The sequence below is a fragment of the Tychonema sp. LEGE 06208 genome (assembly GCF_015207505.1).
Lineage (GTDB): Bacteria > Cyanobacteriota > Cyanobacteriia > Cyanobacteriales > Microcoleaceae > Microcoleus.
Genome location: NZ_JADEWT010000121.1, coordinates 1 through 19,218, shown reverse-complemented (window position 1 = coordinate 19,218; position 19,218 = coordinate 1). Strand labels below are relative to the sequence as shown.

The window sequence follows — 19,218 nt, the reverse complement described above, 5'->3', positions numbered from 1 at the left end:
TGGGCGGTGCAATTGTCAACTCACGAGCCTTTCATCACGCGGGCGTAATTCATTCGGGGTACTTCGCGCTGCGCGAAGATTCATCCCGAATGAATATACCGAGGGACTTCCCGGCTGGATAGTTAAATCACGGTTGCAACACTGGATGACACTAAGCGCCTCGCGATCGCGACAGAGGTAGCAGATCTGAAAGCAGTTCAGGAATTGTTAATTGCGACGGAACAGAAATTGCTGCCAAGCGTAAGCAGCGACAAAGAGATTGCCGATCGTTTCAGCGATTTTCTCAAAGACGACTAGGAAGACTTGACAGTCATCAACAGCGTTCTTGCCAAGTTTGAAGGCTCGCCCCAGCCCAGAGACACGATTCAGCAGTACATCGAACAGGTAAACCGTCTGATGAAAGGCGGCGAGTTAACGGTGTATCAGAAGGTATCAGCCCACGAGCGGATCAAACACCAGACAGTGATGACGGGGCCGATCGTTCACAAAGCCTCTCAGGTTGTGGGCGATGACCTCAAAGAGGCGATCGGGCCGCTCAATCAGGTGAATTTCAAAAATCGCGCTCATCAAGAGCAACTCAAAGGTGTGCTGGAAGTGTTGGGCACCGGCGAACTGACGGGAAAAGATCCAGATCAAAGCGTTTGGGCGCGCACGCAAGATGCGGTTGCGGCGCTCAGAGGGGTGTTTGACGGGTTGACTAATTGAGGCGCACGTGAGTTAGTAGATACAAAAAAAGGGAAGGTTGAACTTCCCTTTTCGATCGTTTCATGGGAGCGATCGCGAAAATTATGCTTGCAGACTCAGAATGACTACCAGATTCTTGACGCGATCGCAGCAACAAGCACGCAGAAACCTAGCGCTCTGCGAAAATAATTAACGCCTTCAAATATTTCCAGCCACGCCCAAGTAAACAAGGAGCCAAAAGCTACTGCGTCTAACCCTGCATGGATTTTGCCTGTTGTGAAAATCAGTTGGAGTAAACTCGCTGCAAACCATAGAATAAGCGGTGGGTTTGGCGGCTGAGCTAAAACGATTTCGCCCTCGCTGTCGCGGAAGATTTTATCAAATGCTGTTGCTGTATTGGTCATTACTTTAAATAGTTCGTGCTTTTTACTTTAGTCCAATAAGCCCCACACGCTCTCTATCTTTTTGTTGATTAACTAAAACTTATACCACACCTGCACGATTGAAACGGTGGCGAAAACATAATTGCTAAAAATGCGAAACCGTTAGTCAATTATAAGATAGCGGTTCTCAATAAAATGAGGTACGCACCGCTGGCAACTGATGCCCGCGGGGGCCGCGGAGCCCGCCAGAGCGCCTCATGTTACGCTCGAAAGGCTATTATTCCGATACACCCGGATTCGATCTAAAACAGAGAAGCCCGCTTTCTTGAAGAAACCAGGTTTCTGGACACCCGAAATTACTAAGAGACCTCTGGCATAATTGTTGTGGAACAGGCAGGATGACTGTTCTTGACTAGCTTTTTGCCAGAAGTCTAATGGGCTGCCGTACCTACAAGTTCGATTAGTTGGGCGGATCGAACCGATTGACAGACAGAGCAACACCGATCATCGGTAGGGCTACGCCGAAGCAAATCAGCCACTGATCCAGATTCATCGGAGCCGTCTCAAATATGCGATTGACAAACGGAGAATTAGCAAAGATGATCTGCAAAATCACAGCCACGACAATTCCCACACCAAGGGCGGGAGCACCGCTAACTTGTTCCTTAGAACCGCTAAATTTAGCAATCAAAGAAGGCAGCAACTGGCTGAGACTCAACAGGTAAAAAATTCTCCCCATTACCAAAGCTTGAATGGCCATCGTGCGGGCGAGTTGGATCGTTCCCCACTCGGCTTGGCGCACCCATTCAAACATTCCGAAAATCAGAGTCCAGTTGTAAAGAGAAATAGCGATAATTCGCTTGATTCGATTTGGAGTCAGCAAAGGTTCGTTTGCCGGTCGCGGTTGCTGTTTCATCACTCCCGGTGACTTCGGCTCGAAAGCCAGCGGTACAGTCATGGTGATCGAGTTGAGCATATTCAACCAGAGAATTTGCAGCGACAAAATCGGCAATTCCCGGCCCAGGAGCGTGCTGAGCAAAATTGTCATCGATTCTCCGCCGTTGACTGGGAGAATGAAGCTAATTGCTTTGAGCAGATTTTTGTAAACCGATCGCCCTTCTTCCACCGCAGATTCGATCGACGCAAAGTTATCATCGGTAAGGATCATGTCGGCGGCTTCCTTAGAAACCTCAGTACCGCTGCCCATCGCAATGCCGATATCCGCTTGTTTGAGGGCTGGCGCGTCGTTAACGCCGTCTCCCGTCATCGCCACGATTTCGCCTTTTTGCTGCAAAGCTTCTACCAGGCGGAGTTTTTGTTCTGGGGCGACGCGGGCAAAAACTGAGCCTGCTTCTACAGCTTCGGCGAGTTCGTTTTTGCTCATGTCGGCTAGCTGAGCGCCGGTGTAGGCTACAAGTTCCCTGTGGTGCTTGGTTTTGCGGAATCCCATGCGGCGGGCGATCGCCTTGGCGGTAGCGATGTGGTCGCCGGTAATCATTTTCACTTGGATGCCGGCGGTTTGACAAGCTTGGACGGCGGCGATCGCTTCTGCCCGCGGCGGGTCGATCATGCCTTGCAGCCCTAAGAAAATCAGCCCTGACTCCAAATCCGAGTGATCGACGGAATTTTGGCTTTCGGGTACTGGCTTTTTCGCTAAAGCCAAGACGCGCAAGCCTTGCTTTGCCATTTCATCGACTTGGTGGTGAATTGACTGGCGATCGACTTGTAGCGAATTTCCTTCAGTATCGAGACTGGAACCGCAGCGGCTCAGAATTGATTCTACTGAACCTTTGACGTACAAAATTTTGGCAGTGGGAGTTCGGTGCAGCGTCGCCATGTATTGAAACTGCGATTCAAAAGGAATTGAATCCAGCCGCGGCATTGACTTTTCTAAAGTTTGCGGGCTCAATTCGGCTTTTTTGCCCGCAGCAATTAACGCTCCCTCTGTCGGATCTCCGACGACAATCCAATTATCGTCTTTGAATTCTAGGTGAGAGTCGTTGCAAATCATTCCGGCTTGCAAACATTCTTGCAAAGTTGGAGCTTGACTGACAGTAATTGGCAGTTGGTTGAGTTGAATTTCGCCTTCGGGACTGTATCCCGTACCCGTAACCGAGTAGGATTTGCCGCCGGAATAGATTTCTTGCACCGTCATCTGGTTTTCCGTCAAAGTTCCGGTTTTGTCGGAACAGACGACTGTAGCGCCGCCTAGGGTTTCTACTGCGGGCAATTTGCGGACGATCGCATTTCGAGAGGCCATCCGGGAAACGCCCACGGCGAGGGTAACGGTGATGACGGCGGGCAAGCCTTCGGGAATTGCACCGACAATTAGCGCGACGGCTGGTTCGACAGCTTCTTTAAAGGCTGAAATTCCTGGTGCCGCTGGTTTGCCCAATCTAACAGCAAAGGTCAAGGTTGCCATTCCCAACACAAATAACAGCCAGTTTTGACTGAATTCATTGAATTTGCGGGTTAAGGGCGTGGTGAGGTCGATATGTCGATCTAATAGTTGGGAAATTTTGCCGGTTTCGGTTTTATTGGCGATCGCAATTACGATGCCGCTACCTTGGCCAAAAGTTACAAAACTGCCGGCATAGGCCATGTTATCCCGTTCTGCGAGGGGCGTTTCTTGCGGCAGAACCAAGTCTCCAGACTGTCCTAATTCTTTTTCGACAGCAACAGATTCCCCTGTAAGTCCCGATTCGTCGATTTGTAAGTCGCGCACTTTAATTAAGCGTAAGTCTGCCGGTACTTTGTCACCGGAAGTTAGGGTTACTAAGTCCCCTACCACAAGTTCTTTTGAGGGAACTCTTAATTTTTTGCCACCCCGAATCACTGTAGCTTCCGTAGTGACAGCTTTGGCTAGGGCTTCGATTTTTTTCTCGGCTCCCGCTTCTTGGATAAAACTGATAGTAGCGTTGGTGGTTGTTACGCCCCAAATTACGCTGGCGTTTAGCCATTCTCCGATCGCGGCTTTGATTAAACCTGCACTCAGCAAGATAATTAGCAGTGGTTGGTTGAATTGCAGGATGAATTTTAACCAGGCGGGTTTGCCGGCTTTAACTGTTAGTTCGTTGGGACCGAATTTTTGTTGGCGACTGGCAATTTCGCTCGGTTCTAAACCTTTGTCTAGGTTGGTTTCTAAGATAGTTGCAACCTTCGATCTTTCTAGGTAGTGCCAATATTGCTCTGCTACGTCTACATCGTTGGCGGCTATTGCTGGCATGATTTTTCCTGAATATTTGCTCTTGAGTCTGACGAGCTGTTATCGCTCCTCAATAGGCGCGCTTAATACAACTCCCCGTTCGTTGGAGCGTGAATATATTAAGCTAGCTAATGGTTTGTTGGTTGCTTTAACGGGCTGTGACTTAGATCGATCTTACAAGGGATGTGTCCGTTTGTTCCCATAAATTTGGGGAATTATTTCCGGCGCTAAATCTTGTTTGGGACTTGGTGGCTAAGGTGGGGAAAAGTCGATGGAGTCCATTGACATTTTGCAACTTTTAGGTTTGGTTGAAGGAATGCACGAGACGGAAGTCACGGATACACGGATTGATTATTGAGCAGGAGTCAGGAGTTGCCGATCGCGCGTGCGTGTTACAACCTAGTTAAGCGACCATATTCTGAACTTATGGAAATAGTTGTAACGCTGGTGCTGGGTTCGGTGCTGTTTGTCTGGGGAATGCGATTCGGGAAGGTGTTAGTTCGATCGGGAGTGACGGCTAACGATTTGTTTAAGGGCCACAATTCGATCGCCCTGCTGTTTTTAGGTTTTTATGTTGGCTTGCTGCTGCTGGCTCTAAATCTGCCGCAAATGCCTGCTTTGCCGATCGAGTGGCGCGTGCACGGGATGCAGGTTACTTGGACTTTGCTCAGGGTGATGCTGATGGGAGTCTGCGGTATTGGATTTAGTATAAGTTGGCTGACGGCGCGATCGCAAGTAATCGCAATAATTTTAATTGGCTTGCTGGGATTGGGCGGATTTACCAGCGCTGAGGCTTATTTTCTCGCACCAATTTATGATGATTTAATTAATAATTTGCAACCAAACGGTGTATTTCGGCAAACATCTAACAGCAGTTGCGCGCCGGCGGCGCTAGCAACAGTGTTAAGGCGTTGGGGGATGGATGCGACGGAATCTAGCGTGGCGCGTTTGGCGGGTACGAGTCGTTTGGGCACTTCGATGCCACAGTTGATTGTAGCAGCGAGGGGGTTGGGTGTAAATGCGATCGAACTAGCGCCCACTTGGGAGCAAATCCAGCAAATTAATCGCCCCGGAGTGCTAGCATTTTGGCTGTTTGATGGAGGTCGAAAACTGCCGCACGCGGTGGCTTTGCTAGGAATAAATGACAGTGTAGCAGCCATTGGAGACCCGGCGCGGGGCAAGATTTTCTATTTAGACAGAGCAACTTTTGCCTTAGTTTGGCGGAATGAATATGTGCCGATTTTTCGGTCTGCCGATATCTTGTTAAGTGACAAACAGGCGATCGATTTTTTGACAAAATCAGGATATAATAGTGGCGATTTGAAAGCAGATATCGAGCGATTTCAAACAGATAAAAAATTGCCAATCAGCGGCAAGTTAGATAGGATCACTGAATTAATGTTGAGCGGCCCTTTTTTAGAAGGCGTGCCGAGATTGGATGGCAAATAATTGGATTATAGGAATTAATGAACCGCAGAGAACGCAGAGAGCGCTGAGAGAGATATAGCATTTCGAGCTCTCATAGGAGGTGCCCCTGGCATCCGTGGGCCTAGGGCCTAGGGCTATCCTCACCACGCTTGAGAACCGCTATAGAGATTTTTTTGGGTAAGTTAGATTCGATCAATCAGTTGATAAATATTGGCCCAAAGCTGCAATGACTTCCTCGGCTGACTGCTGTCGAAATTTGCCTGCACGGAAATCAGCCAAGGTTTGTTGGGCATTTGTAGCTATTTCTGCGCGGCGACTTTCGCGGTGGCGGTTTTTTAGAATTTTAATCAACATTTCCTACTGTTCGTAGGTTAGGTTTAAAGCAGTTTCTAGCACTTGGTCAAAGGTATTCATATCATTAGATACTGAGGTCATAGTCATAGCCTATTGCCAACTTATCTTTATTCTAGCTCAAACTGAGTAGATTGAACCACATTCATCCCCGCCACTGCGAATCTTTGAAAAGCCGCATCTGCTGCTTCCGTAAAATCAACAACACCCGGAACAACCACCGGCGAAGTACAATCTTCCAACAAATAAAATTTCTTAGCCAACTTCACATCTCGCGCCAAAATTTCCGTCAACAAATCATCAATCGTCCAAGCAACGCAATGACTCTTCGCTTGTCCCGCAATAATTACCGCATCAAAACCTAGCAACTTATCGATAAACTTAGCATTTTTTTGGGCAATAGAAACCCCATCCGGCCCGTCTAAAACTTCCGGCCGCAAAACCGAATAGTTTTCAGTTAAGGGATTGCCGCCCTTAATCTCAAAAAGTGCTTGACTGTTGCGGGCGATGCTGTGAAAAAATATCGCTTCTTCCACAGCGGAAACCAGGGCGTGTCCGATGCCGCCCAACATAGAATGATAGGGCCAAATTGTCAAGGGAAATTTGCCGTCATTGCTGAGTTTCTGCACGTAGTGGAGAGCGTGTTTTTCTAGGGCCGAAAAATTCCCACCGCTGATGCTGTCGGCGACGGCTGGATTGACTTTCCAAATACCTTTTTGCACATCTTCCAGCGTAATTAATGTGGCGGCTGGGAGGGGGTGTTCGCCTGCATCGTTTATCCAAAAAATTGGATGAAAAATTTGCATCGCAGTGTGGGTGTCCATTGTCGGCGCAATGGTTGTAATTCTATCTAAATTGCGGTAAATGAACTCGCACAAGCGCAGGTTGTCGTCTACTGCACCGCTACCGGAACGCCCGCCTACAAAGAGTTCAAAATCCGGCAAACAAAAAGTATTTTGGGCATCGATTATCAACAAACAAATGCGGTTTGTGTCCCTGGCGGCGGGCGGGATTTCGTGCTGTTTCGCCCAACTTTTTGCTTGACAAGCCCGTTCTTGGTAAGGTACGCGCCAAACTTCGCCTACTTTTTTTGCCTCGAAATATTCAGGAATTGGGAGTTGATTTTTTGGTATCATAGCCTATCTATTTTAGAGTGAGTTGTAACAATAACTTAAATAGCCTCTCATTATCTGATATCTTTCTCAGCGCCCTCTGCGTCCTCTGCGGTTCAAAAAAAATGCTCTATACTCTCATATAATACAAATAACTATTTACGGGTGAATTATGCCACCAGAACTAAATCACAATTATTCGCCTAAAAAAAACAATCAAAAATTCTGGTTTTTGTCGATCGCCCTTTTCATCCCCCTCTTAATTGTAGCAACTAAATCTCCCTACGTTCAACAATTTTTAATAACTGTTTTAATCCAAATCGAGGATTTAGGCATTTGGGGCCCAGTAGGTTTCATCGCTACCTACAACTTAGCTACTATACTGTTTGTACCTGGTTCCGCCCTCACCCTCGGAGGCGGGGTGCTGTTTGGCCTGTGGTGGGGTTCCATCTACGTGTTTGTCGCAGCAACTTTAGGGGCTACCCTTGCTTTTGCGATCGGGCGATACCTGTCGCGCGATCGCGTGGTAAAATACATGGAAGCTCACCCGAAGTTCAAAGCCCTCGATCGCGCCGTTGCTAAATCAGGATTTAAAATAGTCTTTTTAACCCGTCTTTGTCCTTTATTTCCCTTCAATTTATTGAATTACGCCTTGGGAGTTACCCAAGTTTCTTTAAAAGATTACGTGTTAGGTTCCTTCGGGATGATTCCGGGAACTTTGATGTACGTTTACTCTGGTTCATTGATAGGAGATATTGCTGCAATTGGTATGGGAACTGAACCGACAAGTCCCCAAGCAGAAGCTGTAAAATGGTCGATAAATTTGATCGGTTTTACGGCTGCTGTCGCAGTAACTTTATATATAACTAAGATTGCTCGCAAGGCTTTGGATGAAACTGTTTAATTAGGAGAATTTGCTCGTGTCGCAGTCAAAAGTCGATCGCGTAACTGTCCCCCCGATGGACGAATACAACCAAAAATTAGTCTCCTATTTGCATCCGTCAGATTGGGTGAATCCCCAGCCAGCTAGCAGTTACAATTTAGTAGTAATTGGCGCGGGGCCCGCCGGATTAATTGTGGCTGCGGGGGCGGCTGGTTTGGGTGCAAAAGTTGCATTAATTGAAAAACATTTGATGGGCGGCGATTGTTTGAATGTCGGTTGCGTACCTTCAAAAAGTTTAATTAGATCCTCGCGCACTGTCGGCGATATCTGGAATGCTCATAAATTTGGTGTTAATATTTCTAACAATCCAGAAGTGGATTTTCCCGCAGTCATGGAACGGATGCGCCGCATCAGGGCGGGAATCAGCGATGTTGATTCTGTTGAACGCTACCAGCACAAATTAGGAGTCGATGTTTTCTTAGGTTCCGGTAGTTTCACTAGCAATTCTACCATAGAAGTTGCCGGTCAAACTCTGCACTTTAAAAAAGCAGTAATTGCCACAGGTGCAAGGGCGCGACAAGCCCAAATTCCCGGCTTACAGGAAGCTGGATATCTGACAAATGAAACTGTATTTAACCTCACAGAAAGACCTCAGCGTTTGGCTGTAATTGGCGCTGGGGCGATCGGCTGCGAATTGGCTCAAGCTTTTCGCAGGCTGGGTTCTGAAGTCGTGTTGCTGCATAAAAATGCTCATATTTTGGACAAGGAAGATGCGGATGCTGCGACAATTGTGCAGCAGGTTTTTCTGCGGGAAGGAATTCAACTAATACTTGAATCCCAAATATCTCGCGTTGAGCAAACAAATTTAGGCAAAGTAATTTATTATCAATCGCACAACCAGGAAGCATCGGTAATAGTAGATGAAATTATTGTGAGTGTGGGGCGATCGCCCAACGTGGAAGGATTGAATCTGGAATCTGTCAGCGTAGAATACGATACACAAAAAGGCGTATTTGTCAACGACAATTTGCAAACTACTAATCCCCGCATTTATGCCGCTGGGGATATTTGCATGAAGCATAAATTTACTCACGCTGCTGATTTTGCCGCGAGGATGGTGATTCAAAACACTCTATTTTTCGGGCGCAAAAAACTCAGCGCTTTGACGATACCTTGGTGTACTTATACAGATCCCGAAGTGGCGCGCGTCGGAATGGGCGATCGCGAGGCTAAGGAAAAAGGCATTGATATCGATACATTTTTGATTCCTTTCGATAAAGTCGATCGGGCAATTATTGACGGTGAAGAGGAAGGATTTGTGAAAATTTACGTCAAGAAAGGCAGCGACAAAATATTAGGTGCAACTATTGTAGCGCGACACGCCGGGGATATGATTAGCGAAATTACTTTAGCAATGGTTAACAATATTGGTTTAGGAAAAATTGCTAGCACAATTCACCCGTATCCGACGCAAGCTGAGGCTATTCGTAAAGCTGGGGATGCTTACAATCGCACTCGTTTGACGCCGTTTGTGAAAACTTTGTTTAACCGCTGGCTGGCTTGGACGCGATAGATAAATAATTGTGGAACAGGCATCTTAGGAATGAGAATTAAATAACTTATAATTTGATATTTCTTGTGGGATGGGTGTCCCGCCCGTCCCACAAACTTGTGTAAATTATTTAATTTGCGATCCTTACCTGTTCATTATCGGCTTTTATGGGCGGCGTCGAAGCCCACCACAAAATAAAATTCACTCTCTGTGGAACAGGCATCTTGCCTGTTCATAAAAAAGCTGCAAAATTAGGTGTATTTTTATGATTCTGTTTCTGTTTCTGTTTCAAATCCAACACCTTCATACAAAAGTGCGATCGGCAAATCAAACCCAATACTTGATAAAGTGATAATCTCCCCAGCAGTGTAAGAATAGTACAGCCACATTCTCCCCTCTCCCCGACAGTAACCCTCAACAAAAATCTTTTGTGAATCAATCAAGATATACTCTTGCAAAGTCGGAATTTTCAGGTAACAAGTGAATTTTTCATCCCTATCCTTAGCACTTGTACTAGGGGAAAGAACTTCCACAATTATTTTAGGATTCTGAATGAATGTGCGGGAATTCAAGTCTTCAGGATCGCAACTGACTATCACATCAGGATAGTAGTAACGGCTTTGAAAAGTGACTTGCAATTTCACATCTGACACGTTGATCCGACAGCCTCTGGAACGCAGATGCGGGCGCAATTCAGTGTAAAAGTTGAGTGCAAGATCGTTATGAGGAATTGTACTGCCTGTCATGGCAAAAACTTCGCCGTTGACATATTCGTGGCGAATCTCTTGTTGAGCTTCCCATTCGAGATATTCCTCAACCGTCATTTTTGTGGGTTCTTGGGGAATGGATATCATAACAATTTTTTTGTCACTGTTACTTTGATTATAGCATTAGAGTTAGCTGCAGCCTCACCGGCACTCAATTGACTAATCAATTAAATTGAATCTATTTTCATACCCCCGCATTATCTTCTGTAATACGTGCCTTAATCTTTCAAAATCAGCATCTTCTAAAGAGAAAGTAATTGCGACCTCATCGCATTCTAGAAGAGTTATAGTATCGGAACCGAAACGAACAGTAAATCGATCGCGACTAAGAGTAACAAAATCGATGCCTGCATCTTCTGTCCAGTATTCATCGTCCAATTCTGCATAGATGTTTTTTTTGTTAGGAATAGTCTCTGCTTCAGATCCTTCTTTTCGTGTCAGGATGAAATAATGTTCGCCCCCTTCTGCTTCAGAAAAACCGATGTATAAATTGTCTTCAATAGCCTCAAAGCAAGGGGCAAAAAATTCAGTTTTCATGATTTTAAAAATCCCCTTCATCTACTTGAAATACCGTCAATCCAAAGGAACGCCACATATCAACAACTTGCTGGCGATCGTCCAGCACAAACTTAACATTATATTGCCCTGCAATATGCTGCTGATAGATTTCCTCCTTCATAATCGCATCTTTCCTCATATCTCCAGTTTTTCGCATATAAAGACTGTGATAATTCACCTCATACTGCTGCAACCATTGTTCAGTTTGAGGCTGACAGTCATCGGTTCTGCCCGACACTACAATAATATTGGCACTGGATTGCCACTTGCGGACGGTATCTAAGACGGGGTGATTGGGTAAATCGCGATCGCACTTTGAAGCATCAAAAGGATTTCTACCATTGAGAAGTGCCAGCGTACCGTCCATATCCACAATAATTGCATCCGGCAAATCCGGGTTATATTCCGGCGGCACAACGGGAACCCGCACATACTTATTGTACATCTTCAAAATCACATCTTTCCCCACCGAATTAAGTCTTTTTAAATCCCGTTTAATACACTCCTCCACCGGAACTTGCAGGAAAGAATCATTAACTTCTACGATAGCTTTACCCTTAACCAACTCCTTAATCTGCTCGATGTGAGGCCCGAAATTAGTATCATCAACAATTACGTGCTTGCCGCTTTCCAAAGCCATCAAAATAACCGTGTCTCTCAACTGCAAAATAAACTTTTCATTAGCAGGCGACCAATGGGAAGCATGAGCCATTTCTCTCAACAAATCTTTATTCGTCCGCACCCATCTTGCAGGTTCAGACAGCAGCAATTCTCGCGCAAATTGAGATTTTCCCGAAGCAGGCAAACCGACAAGTACAACAACTCTTTTCATGGTAATGCGGAATGGGTAATTGGTAATTTGTTAGGAATGACTGTTAACAACTGACAACTGGCAACTGACTACTGACATCTTCTTCACAAACCTAAATTGATGTAATCCAAACCCAATAACTCCTCTATCTTATGAATCGTAACATCGCGGAGAGCTTCTTTCACACCCACCACTCTGCGGTTTCGCAAAGAAAACAAAATCCCCGAATACGGCAAATGTTTCACAGCAAAAGCAAACTCTTTCTGAACTTCAATCTGTTCGTGCTGTCGGTAAACTTCCTCGATTTCTTGAACTAACAATTCATATTTATCCTTAACTTGTTTATACAACTCACTCCACTCTGGAAAATAAGCTAAAAACTCTTCTCCTTCATTAGTTAAAACAATTTCTATCATCCTGCGAGTAGAAAATCCTTCGCGGAGATGGGAAATCGCGACATATTGCGGAGACTTAACCTTAACTCGGTTGAAGTTAGCATCACAAATAATATATCCTTCCGAATCCATCGGTTCTAAATGCTTAGCAGCTTCAATAACTTCTTTCCAGCTAGTTAAAGGATAGGATGCGACTAATTGCCAACCGTATTTATGCGTCCAAATACTGGGGTCTGTTTCTTGGAGAGTTTGAGTATTGCGAACTCCGTGGAGGGCGATTTGATTTTTGGGTTGTTGAACAACTATTCTATTGTAAGGTGTCATCAACTCAAAGATAAAACAATAATCAGTTTCAACAGGTAATTGATATCCCAACTCTTGCCAGACTTTCCAAAATAGTTCGGCAAAGCTGAATCCAAAACCGTTAACTTCGCCGGCTGCGTCGGGAGTGCCACTAGATTGAACTCTCCATTCTCCTTGATAAAAATACAGTACAGTCAAGGAACCGTCTAATTTTTCATAAACCTTGGCATGACTCCAATCAATTGCAGCGGCGTGAATTTCTCCGTAGTTAAAAAATTTTTCGTAGGGAGAGGAAACAATCTGCCAATCTTGAGATGAGTCTAAAATAATACCCCGGCACTGCTGGACTATTTTTTCGCCCATAGGAGATTCTATCTGCGAGTATTTCAAACAGACTAGATTGGGGTATTGGCGGTGGCGGGTAACTTTGATATGATAAGTTTCGCACAATGTTTCTAATCCGTGCTGGCGTAAATACTCTTGCAGTTCCACGTTCGACTCCTAAGTTTGTCGCTTGCTCTATTTTATCGGCAACTGTATATTTTGGCGAATTTGTAAACAAAAATTAAACTATTTTTTCTGGATCCATCTGATGATTTTTGTATTGTGGAGTATCGTTGTAAATAGGTGAATGCAGTTGGAAAAAGGGAATGTTTCAACATCTAGGACAAAAACAGTGAACAATAAATTATTACTTTTGGCGACTGCTGCGTGCGTGTTGACTGCTTTAGTACCTCTATCGCGAGTTTTGGGTGCGGGCGAATTGTCGCAGCGGTTGCCGGAAACCCAATCTGTGGCTGTAGCGGGTACTGCTGTCCCGGTAAGTCAAATCTTGGCAAAATTAAAAGGCAAAACACAAGTACCGATTTTTATTCCCACTCGGCTTATTGTTTCGCAGAAGCTTTACTATTACAGCCAAGCGCAACCGAATAGCTATGGTATTTCAATAGATTATACAGCAAATTGCCGGGGTGCGGGAGCTTGCAATTTTGGGGAAGTTCGAGCTCAAAAAGGCGGTAAATTTTCTAAGAAATTAGAAGGGGTAACTAAGACTTTAAAAAATGTTAAACTTGCCGGCGGAATGAAAGGAGTTTTTCACAACGGTTGCGGCGCTTACTGCACGGCATCTATTCAGTGGAAAAACCAGGGGTTTATGTATACCATATCAATTAAAAACGGAGGAGAATCTGATTTGATTTTAACAGCTAATTCTGCTATTTTAGCGAGAAAACGTTAAGTTTTGCAGTCTTGAATACAGGAAATAATTAGGTAGGGTGCGTCCTTTGTACCTTACTGTTATTCTATGATAGGGCTGTTAGAGTGAAACGTGAGGTATTGATATCAAGTCAGTTCGATTGACGACGATAAAATTTTGTTCATTATGCGGACTTTAGTACGCGCTACGAACTTTTTTTGTTGTGGTAATCTACGGGACAGCATAGGAGCAGTCAATCCTTCAATTTCTCAATCCATTAATCTAAAACTTGTAGGGCGAAATCGAAGTATCTAAAATTTAAAATCGATTGACTTCTCACCTGTTTGATAAAGGCTATAAATGTTAACCGACAGCAAGCCGCAGCCGAATGTAATATGGTTTGTTATGCTTATCTAGTTGGAGGGAAATTATGATGAGGGGAAGATGGCTATTTGGGGCGATTGTTGTTGGTGTGGTTACTGCTTTGACGATCCTCTTCGATGGCTTCGCTAACGCAGTTTTGATACCATACTCAGCCCTAGCAAGGACAGAAACGCAAATCACAGAAATTCGCTGGTTTAATTATACTTCTAAAGATGGCTGGCAATCCGCACAATTTATTGTGCCCGATCGCAATACTACACAATCTGCCGACAGCTCCAAGTTGCGGTTGTACGATGTTCATATTGCCAAGATGTTTGAGATTTCTCATTTTTTGTGCGATCGCGATCGCACTTGGGCCGGTTACAATTGGTCTTACGGAGCCGCAAATGGCAACATTGACATGGGAAACTTCAAAATTAGCTGCAATCTCGCCCGCACCACAGCCACAACTTACGGGTTAGGGAAACCAGAAATTACAGTAATTCGCCGCAATTTCGACCTTCCAGGCGGCCAGCCATCTCTTGCTGTAGAAAAATATTCGATTCCTACTCTGAACCTTGAGAAAACTAGAGTTGTACAATGGAGAAACTTTGTCCAGAAATTTCCCCCAATTCCCAACAATTCAGGTACAAATCAAGCTAATACTCGTTTTCCTGTAAGTAACATTTCTCAGCAAATCAAAGGCAAAACACGAGTACCTGTTTTTCTGCCGAGCATACTTCCTTTATCTGACACTCAGCAACTTGATTTTGACGTGCAAGCTGGCTCCCACGGTTACATTGTTGAAATATATTTAGGCAAAGACTGCCGCGCCGGAGCTTGTGCTTTCGGCACAATCGAAGCTAAAAAAAATGAACCGTTTTCGCCTCCATCGCAATTGCCGAGGGATTCTTATAGAAGCATTGAATTAGCAGGCGGAATGAGGGGAATTTATTTCCAGACTTGCGGTAATTACTGCATTTCTTATGTGGAGTGGCAAAGGCTGGGTGTACTTTACCGAGTAAGTCTCAAAAATGGAAGGCAGTCAGAAGTTGTTGGGATAGCAAATTCTGCACTTCAAGCTGGGTCGCGTTAATACTATTTTAGATTTGAGATTTGAAGTTTTCCTTGATGTACAATTAAATTGTACCTAAAAAAACCAATAAGATGCCTGCGATTAGTGTTGAAGAAGGCAAGCAGAATCTGCAAGCTATCTTGGAAAAGGTGGCAAAAAGAGAAGAAGTGACAATCGTACAGGAGGGCAAAGTAGTAGCTCGCGTAGTCCCACCGCTATCCAAGGAGGAGTGGTTAGCTAGGCATAAAGCATTACGAAACTCCATTAATGTCAAGGGCGAACCCCTGAGTGCAACTGTGATTAAGCTAAGGGAGGAAGCACGGTATTGATTTATATAATAACTTTCATATCTATAACAAATATTTTTATTCGGGACAAACTGAATGATTGCGGTCAAACAAAATGATGTAGTAAACAGACTGAACGCGAAACCCAAATATCCGTTTTTTCTCATCAATTCGCATTTCTGATAATCTCTCATCTTCAGGAATATTGTCAGGCAAAGTCGGATGAATGTTAATCAACTTATAACCCGTTCCCACTGATTCACCTCGTTTTTTTGAGCCGTGACCTTTGATTTGACCCCAAGTATATTTCTCAATTTTCTTGAGTCCTTCAATTAGGTCATTGATTTCTGATGATGTCCAGTCAGATAGAAGCCAACGATTTTTATCTGCATAAGTGAATCTGAAGCTAGGATGCTCGTCATCTGTACTGCTTGGTCGATTTAACTGAGTTGCTTGCTCTGGAATTCTTCTTTGTTGCTTGTTTTGAGGTGGCTTTGGTATTTGACTTTTTTTACCCACTTACGCCTCCACCAAAGGTGCATAGCAGGATTTCATATCCTCGTGGGAAATGATTTTAGTTGATTTTTCCGCCGGTTCTAATCCCTGGCGGGCGTTGAGCCAAGGTGTCTCAGATTGTGTCAATTCTGCCAAATGTTTAGCACTTAATTCTCCATAAGCATTCCAAACTTCTTCGAGTACCTCAATCTCATCTTCCTCAAATTCTCCCTCAAAATTATCGGGAGCGGGAATATCGGTATATTTGTAAGCTTTGTACTCATCCCAAACATGGCGGACAATGGGGCCGGAAACCCAAGCTTCAATATCTTGAAAAAATAGCTGCTGGCCTCTAAAGACTAAACTCCAAGCTTGTGCGTAATAAACGAGTTTTTGCAGTTTGAGAGGAGAAATAGTATCGCCTGCTTCTCGATCGACACGACATAAAAAGTAACGAGCTACATCCAGAGCGCTTTTCATAGTTTTAGGATTTTAGTAATTTGACAAATTGACTTTTTATGGTAAACTATTCGGTGGCTTGAGAAGTTCGATCGCCCTTTCCCCCTTATTCCCACATTTTTCGCCTCAAATCCTGCAACCTGGGAGCAAACTCTTCAGCTTGCACCAGCTTAGACCCGATCGACCCTAGGCAAATCATACACCGTCGGCTGCCTTTCGCTCTCTAGGTCGATCGGCTCAGTTTTATCCCCCTAATTGTGCCAACCAGCAATTAAAGTCCCCACCTGCGGTACGCTAGATCAGGTCAATATATTGGCTGATTTCAAGCTATCCTCCAATCGATCTTATGTCCCCAACCACATCTGCCCCCTCCCGAACCGTCCGCATCGGTTCCCGTAAAAGCCAACTCGCTCTAGTGCAAACCCACTGGGTGCAAGAACAGCTACAGAAACACTTCCCGGAACACACTTTTGAAGTCCACACCATGTCCACCCAAGGGGACATAATTCTTGATGTCGCCCTCGCTAAAATCGGCGACAAAGGACTTTTTACCAAAGAATTAGAAACGGGAATGCTCAACAATGAAACGGACTTTGCCGTTCATTCCCTCAAAGATTTACCTACCAATTTGCCCGAAGGTTTAATTTTAGGATGCGTCACCGAACGGGAAAATCCCGCTGACGCCTTGGTAGTGAACTCCAAGCACAAAGACAAGCAACTAGATACCCTCCCCGCAGGTTCCGTAATCGGCACTTCTTCCCTGCGGCGGCTGGCTCAACTGCGGCACCATTTCCCTCATTTTGAATTTAAAGATATTCGGGGCAATCTCAATACTCGACTCGCAAAATTAGATGATGGCGGTTACGACGCCATTATTCTAGCAGTTGCAGGATTGGAAAGATTGGGAATGGGCGATCGCATCCATCAAATTATCCCTGCTGAAATCTCCCTTCACGCCGTCGGACAAGGTGCATTGGGCATCGAATGCCGCGCCGGAGATACAGAAATCATGGAAGTGATTAAAGCTCTCGAACATACGGAAACCGCCCAAAGATGTTATGCCGAACGCGCATTTCTGCGGGAATTAGAAGGCGGCTGTCAAGTACCAATCGGCGTTAATACCAAAATAGAAAACGGTCAATTAACCTTAACCGGAATGGTATCGAGTCTCGACGGCCAGCGCTTCGTCAAAGATACTGTTTCCGGCGCTGCCGAGACTGCTGAAATGCTGGGAATTGACCTCGCTCACCGCCTGCGCGAACAGGGAGCAAGCGAAATTTTGGAGGAAATTTTTATCGAAGTTCAACGCGGTTCCTAAACCAAGTCAGCATTTATTTGTCAAGGCGCTTAAACGCGAAATATCGCCTTTTATTGAAAACAAAATAACTGGCGGTTCCCTTTGACAAAAACGAGTAAATTAGCAGTATGTTTCTAGGTGTTTGATGGGAATTTTAGAGAAAATTGCGGATGATTTCACAAATATCTGACTAATTGAGGGCTGCTGTTGAGAAACCAGGTTGATGGATGAATGCCGGGGTGCAAAGCCTAGGATTTTTCGGAAAAACCGGGTTTCCTGGGTCTTAGTCTGATTATTGTCAACATACCAATCTAAAATCTACAATCAAACATCCAAAATAAATCAGCAATCTATTTTAGGGAAAGGCAAAAATATGAGCGCTAGAGCAACTCAATTAAAGCTGGAAGTGCAAAAAGTTCAGGAACTTTATCGGAAAATGCAGGCAGATCAAAAAGCTTTGCAGCAGCAATTGAAAGAGTTCAAAACTCAAGCAGGAAGTTTCTCGGATGTCGTCGAACAAATCTTGCCGTCGATAGTTTCAGTTTACGTGATGGATTGGGATACAGAACTAGAAATTTCTTCGGGAAGCGGCTTTTTTGTATCGCCGGATATAATTGTCACTAACTATCACGTAATCGAAGATATTGCGGATGAAGATTACTTCTATGAAGAAGATGAAATCGAACAGGTTTTAGTGGAAACTAATGACGGAAAGTTGAGATTGGCGGAGGTGGTGTTTACTGGTAATGCTGAAGAAGATTTAGCATTACTCTTGATTAGCGATTTTACCTTCGATCCCGAAACAGGGGAACAAGTGGAATCTCCCCAAGAGCATCCTCCTTTAGAGTTATCTTTTGATGTGAAAGTGGGCGATCCGGTAATTGCGGTGGGTAATCCTTTGGGACAGTTTGCTGCAACTTTAACTCAAGGTATTATTAGTGCAATTCGCGAACCTGATGAGTCTGAGGAAGGGGAGGAAGAGGATCGGGTTGCTGAGGTGAGGGTGTTGCAAACTGATGCGGCGATTAATCCGGGAAATTCCGGCGGGCCGCTGATTAATATGGCCGGTCAAGTGGTTGGGGTGAATGTGTGGGGATTGGAGGATGCTGATAGTATTAATTTGGCGATCGCCTCGGTCGCTTTGGATGACTTTTTAGCTGGATTTGAGGAAACTTTTGAGGACGATTCTCAGAATTAGTCGGGATTTGTTCCTAATCTGTCAAGAGGGCGATCGCACTTTTTATGAGAGGGGATGGAAAAGGTGAGCGCTATTTCCTTAACTCAATTGGCGTAAGTCCCACGCTGTAATTGTACTCAATTGGGCGTTGGGATATAAGCCAAGCAAGGTATATGAAAAAGAGCGACAATTTACTGTTTCTCTAGCAAAAAAACTTGTAAGATATAAGTGGTTGCGACCCACCCACTCGACTGCAAACAACAGGTCACAGTAGCAGTAGTATGCTTACCAAGGATAACTTCGAGAGAAAGGGGGAAGAAACTGTAACTAAATTCTTAGACATCTATTGACATCCTTCCCGGATTGGGCAAGAATAATGGTGTAGTCTGTATCAGTTGAGTTGATGGAGAATACATCAGAAGTGACGGTCAGTATCGG

The 19,218-nt window shown here is 44.7% G+C and carries 19 protein-coding genes; 9 read left to right on the top strand and 10 right to left on the bottom strand.

Going from position 1 to position 19,218, the window contains the following annotated elements; genetic code table 11:
* Positions 1–303 precede the first annotated feature (303 nt).
* Entirely contained in the window at positions 304–705 is a 402-nt protein-coding gene (locus tag IQ263_RS23880; protein ID WP_228050307.1) for a hypothetical protein, read from the top strand.
* Between the two features lie 104 nt (positions 706–809).
* Here the strand turns inward: IQ263_RS23880 and IQ263_RS23875 are convergent, their stop codons facing one another.
* Positions 810–1,088 (bottom strand): hypothetical protein, encoded by a 279-nt coding sequence (locus IQ263_RS23875; protein ID WP_194070619.1) that lies wholly within the window; start codon positions 1,086–1,088, stop codon positions 810–812.
* 439 nt (positions 1,089–1,527) lie between these two features.
* Positions 1,528–4,293 (bottom strand): HAD-IC family P-type ATPase, encoded by a 2,766-nt coding sequence (locus tag IQ263_RS23870; protein ID WP_194070618.1) that lies wholly within the window; start codon positions 4,291–4,293, stop codon positions 1,528–1,530.
* Between the two features lie 405 nt (positions 4,294–4,698).
* Here IQ263_RS23870 and IQ263_RS23865 point away from each other — a divergent pair, with 405 nt between their 5' ends.
* Positions 4,699–5,721: a cysteine peptidase family C39 domain-containing protein gene (locus tag IQ263_RS23865; RefSeq protein WP_194070617.1), complete on the top strand. Its 1,023-nt coding sequence runs from the start codon at positions 4,699–4,701 to the stop codon at positions 5,719–5,721.
* A 171-nt stretch (positions 5,722–5,892) separates the two neighbouring features.
* Here IQ263_RS23865 and IQ263_RS23860 read toward each other — a convergent pair whose 3' ends face one another.
* Together IQ263_RS23860 and IQ263_RS23855 are read right to left on the bottom strand one after the other, a co-directional pair.
* Positions 5,893–6,054, bottom strand: a complete 162-nt coding sequence (locus tag IQ263_RS23860; protein WP_228050306.1) for a hypothetical protein — start codon at positions 6,052–6,054, stop codon at positions 5,893–5,895.
* A gap of 107 nt (positions 6,055–6,161) precedes the next feature.
* A complete protein-coding gene (locus tag IQ263_RS23855) occupies positions 6,162–7,187 on the bottom strand; it encodes a cysteine hydrolase family protein (RefSeq protein WP_194070616.1) in 1,026 nt (341 codons plus the stop codon).
* Positions 7,188–7,335: 148 nt separating this feature from the next.
* On the opposite strand from IQ263_RS23855, the gene IQ263_RS23850 reads away from it, so the two are divergent.
* Positions 7,336–8,067: a TVP38/TMEM64 family protein gene (locus IQ263_RS23850; protein WP_194070615.1), complete on the top strand. Its 732-nt coding sequence runs from the start codon at positions 7,336–7,338 to the stop codon at positions 8,065–8,067.
* A gap of 16 nt (positions 8,068–8,083) precedes the next feature.
* On the top strand, positions 8,084–9,619 hold the full coding sequence (locus IQ263_RS23845) for an FAD-containing oxidoreductase (RefSeq protein ID WP_194070614.1): 1,536 nt from the start codon (positions 8,084–8,086) through the stop codon (positions 9,617–9,619).
* A 242-nt stretch (positions 9,620–9,861) separates the two neighbouring features.
* Here the strand turns inward: IQ263_RS23845 and IQ263_RS23840 are convergent, their stop codons facing one another.
* The 4 genes from IQ263_RS23840 to IQ263_RS23825 all read right to left on the bottom strand — a co-directional run bounded on the left by IQ263_RS23840 (position 9,862) and on the right by IQ263_RS23825 (position 12,924).
* Positions 9,862–10,452, bottom strand: coding sequence for a Uma2 family endonuclease (locus IQ263_RS23840; protein ID WP_194070613.1), 591 nt, complete (start codon positions 10,450–10,452; stop codon positions 9,862–9,864).
* A gap of 72 nt (positions 10,453–10,524) precedes the next feature.
* On the bottom strand, positions 10,525–10,902 hold the full coding sequence (locus IQ263_RS23835; RefSeq protein ID WP_194070612.1) for a hypothetical protein: 378 nt from the start codon (positions 10,900–10,902) through the stop codon (positions 10,525–10,527).
* A 4-nt stretch (positions 10,903–10,906) separates the two neighbouring features.
* Positions 10,907–11,755: a phosphatase domain-containing protein gene (locus IQ263_RS23830; RefSeq protein WP_194070611.1), complete on the bottom strand. Its 849-nt coding sequence runs from the start codon at positions 11,753–11,755 to the stop codon at positions 10,907–10,909.
* Between the two features lie 83 nt (positions 11,756–11,838).
* Entirely contained in the window at positions 11,839–12,924 is a 1,086-nt protein-coding gene (locus IQ263_RS23825) for an RNA ligase (RefSeq protein ID WP_194070610.1), read from the bottom strand.
* A gap of 184 nt (positions 12,925–13,108) precedes the next feature.
* On the opposite strand from IQ263_RS23825, the gene IQ263_RS23820 reads away from it, so the two are divergent.
* From IQ263_RS23820 to IQ263_RS23810, 3 genes are all read left to right on the top strand, one after another.
* Positions 13,109–13,669 (top strand): hypothetical protein, encoded by a 561-nt coding sequence (locus IQ263_RS23820; protein ID WP_194070609.1) that lies wholly within the window; start codon positions 13,109–13,111, stop codon positions 13,667–13,669.
* A 388-nt stretch (positions 13,670–14,057) separates the two neighbouring features.
* Complete coding sequence (locus IQ263_RS23815) at positions 14,058–15,086, top strand: hypothetical protein (protein WP_228050305.1); 1,029 nt, start codon at positions 14,058–14,060, stop codon at positions 15,084–15,086.
* A 71-nt stretch (positions 15,087–15,157) separates the two neighbouring features.
* Entirely contained in the window at positions 15,158–15,394 is a 237-nt protein-coding gene (locus IQ263_RS23810; RefSeq protein WP_194010647.1) for a type II toxin-antitoxin system Phd/YefM family antitoxin, read from the top strand.
* A 36-nt stretch (positions 15,395–15,430) separates the two neighbouring features.
* Here the strand turns inward: IQ263_RS23810 and IQ263_RS23805 are convergent, their stop codons facing one another.
* Together IQ263_RS23805 and IQ263_RS23800 are read right to left on the bottom strand one after the other, a co-directional pair.
* Entirely contained in the window at positions 15,431–15,871 is a 441-nt protein-coding gene (locus IQ263_RS23805) for an MAG6450 family protein (RefSeq protein ID WP_194010648.1), read from the bottom strand.
* Complete coding sequence (locus IQ263_RS23800; protein WP_194010649.1) at positions 15,872–16,327, bottom strand: Panacea domain-containing protein; 456 nt, start codon at positions 16,325–16,327, stop codon at positions 15,872–15,874.
* A gap of 325 nt (positions 16,328–16,652) precedes the next feature.
* Here IQ263_RS23800 and hemC point away from each other — a divergent pair, with 325 nt between their 5' ends.
* Positions 16,653–17,624, top strand: a complete 972-nt coding sequence (hemC, locus tag IQ263_RS23795) for a hydroxymethylbilane synthase (RefSeq protein ID WP_194070608.1) — start codon at positions 16,653–16,655, stop codon at positions 17,622–17,624.
* Between the two features lie 352 nt (positions 17,625–17,976).
* Positions 17,977–18,801: a S1C family serine protease gene (locus IQ263_RS23790; RefSeq protein WP_194070607.1), complete on the top strand. Its 825-nt coding sequence runs from the start codon at positions 17,977–17,979 to the stop codon at positions 18,799–18,801.
* The last annotated feature ends 417 nt before the right edge of the window (positions 18,802–19,218 follow it).

Coding starts and splice junctions, on each gene's coding strand:
- IQ263_RS23875 (WP_194070619.1), bottom strand. CDS start 1,088: ATGACCAATACAGCAACAGCATTTGATAAAATCTTCCGCGACAGCGAG.
- IQ263_RS23800 (WP_194010649.1), bottom strand. CDS start 16,327: ATGAAAAGCGCTCTGGATGTAGCTCGTTACTTTTTATGTCGTGTCGAT.
- IQ263_RS23790 (WP_194070607.1), top strand. CDS start 17,977: ATGAGCGCTAGAGCAACTCAATTAAAGCTGGAAGTGCAAAAAGTTCAG.
- IQ263_RS23810 (WP_194010647.1), top strand. CDS start 15,158: ATGCCTGCGATTAGTGTTGAAGAAGGCAAGCAGAATCTGCAAGCTATC.
- IQ263_RS23830 (WP_194070611.1), bottom strand. CDS start 11,755: ATGAAAAGAGTTGTTGTACTTGTCGGTTTGCCTGCTTCGGGAAAATCT.
- IQ263_RS23815 (WP_228050305.1), top strand. CDS start 14,058: ATGATGAGGGGAAGATGGCTATTTGGGGCGATTGTTGTTGGTGTGGTT.
- IQ263_RS23865 (WP_194070617.1), top strand. CDS start 4,699: ATGGAAATAGTTGTAACGCTGGTGCTGGGTTCGGTGCTGTTTGTCTGG.
- IQ263_RS23850 (WP_194070615.1), top strand. CDS start 7,336: ATGCCACCAGAACTAAATCACAATTATTCGCCTAAAAAAAACAATCAA.
- IQ263_RS23840 (WP_194070613.1), bottom strand. CDS start 10,452: ATGATATCCATTCCCCAAGAACCCACAAAAATGACGGTTGAGGAATAT.
- IQ263_RS23855 (WP_194070616.1), bottom strand. CDS start 7,187: ATGATACCAAAAAATCAACTCCCAATTCCTGAATATTTCGAGGCAAAA.
- IQ263_RS23870 (WP_194070618.1), bottom strand. CDS start 4,293: ATGCCAGCAATAGCCGCCAACGATGTAGACGTAGCAGAGCAATATTGG.
- IQ263_RS23860 (WP_228050306.1), bottom strand. CDS start 6,054: ATGTTGATTAAAATTCTAAAAAACCGCCACCGCGAAAGTCGCCGCGCA.
- hemC (WP_194070608.1), top strand. CDS start 16,653: ATGTCCCCAACCACATCTGCCCCCTCCCGAACCGTCCGCATCGGTTCC.
- IQ263_RS23835 (WP_194070612.1), bottom strand. CDS start 10,902: ATGAAAACTGAATTTTTTGCCCCTTGCTTTGAGGCTATTGAAGACAAT.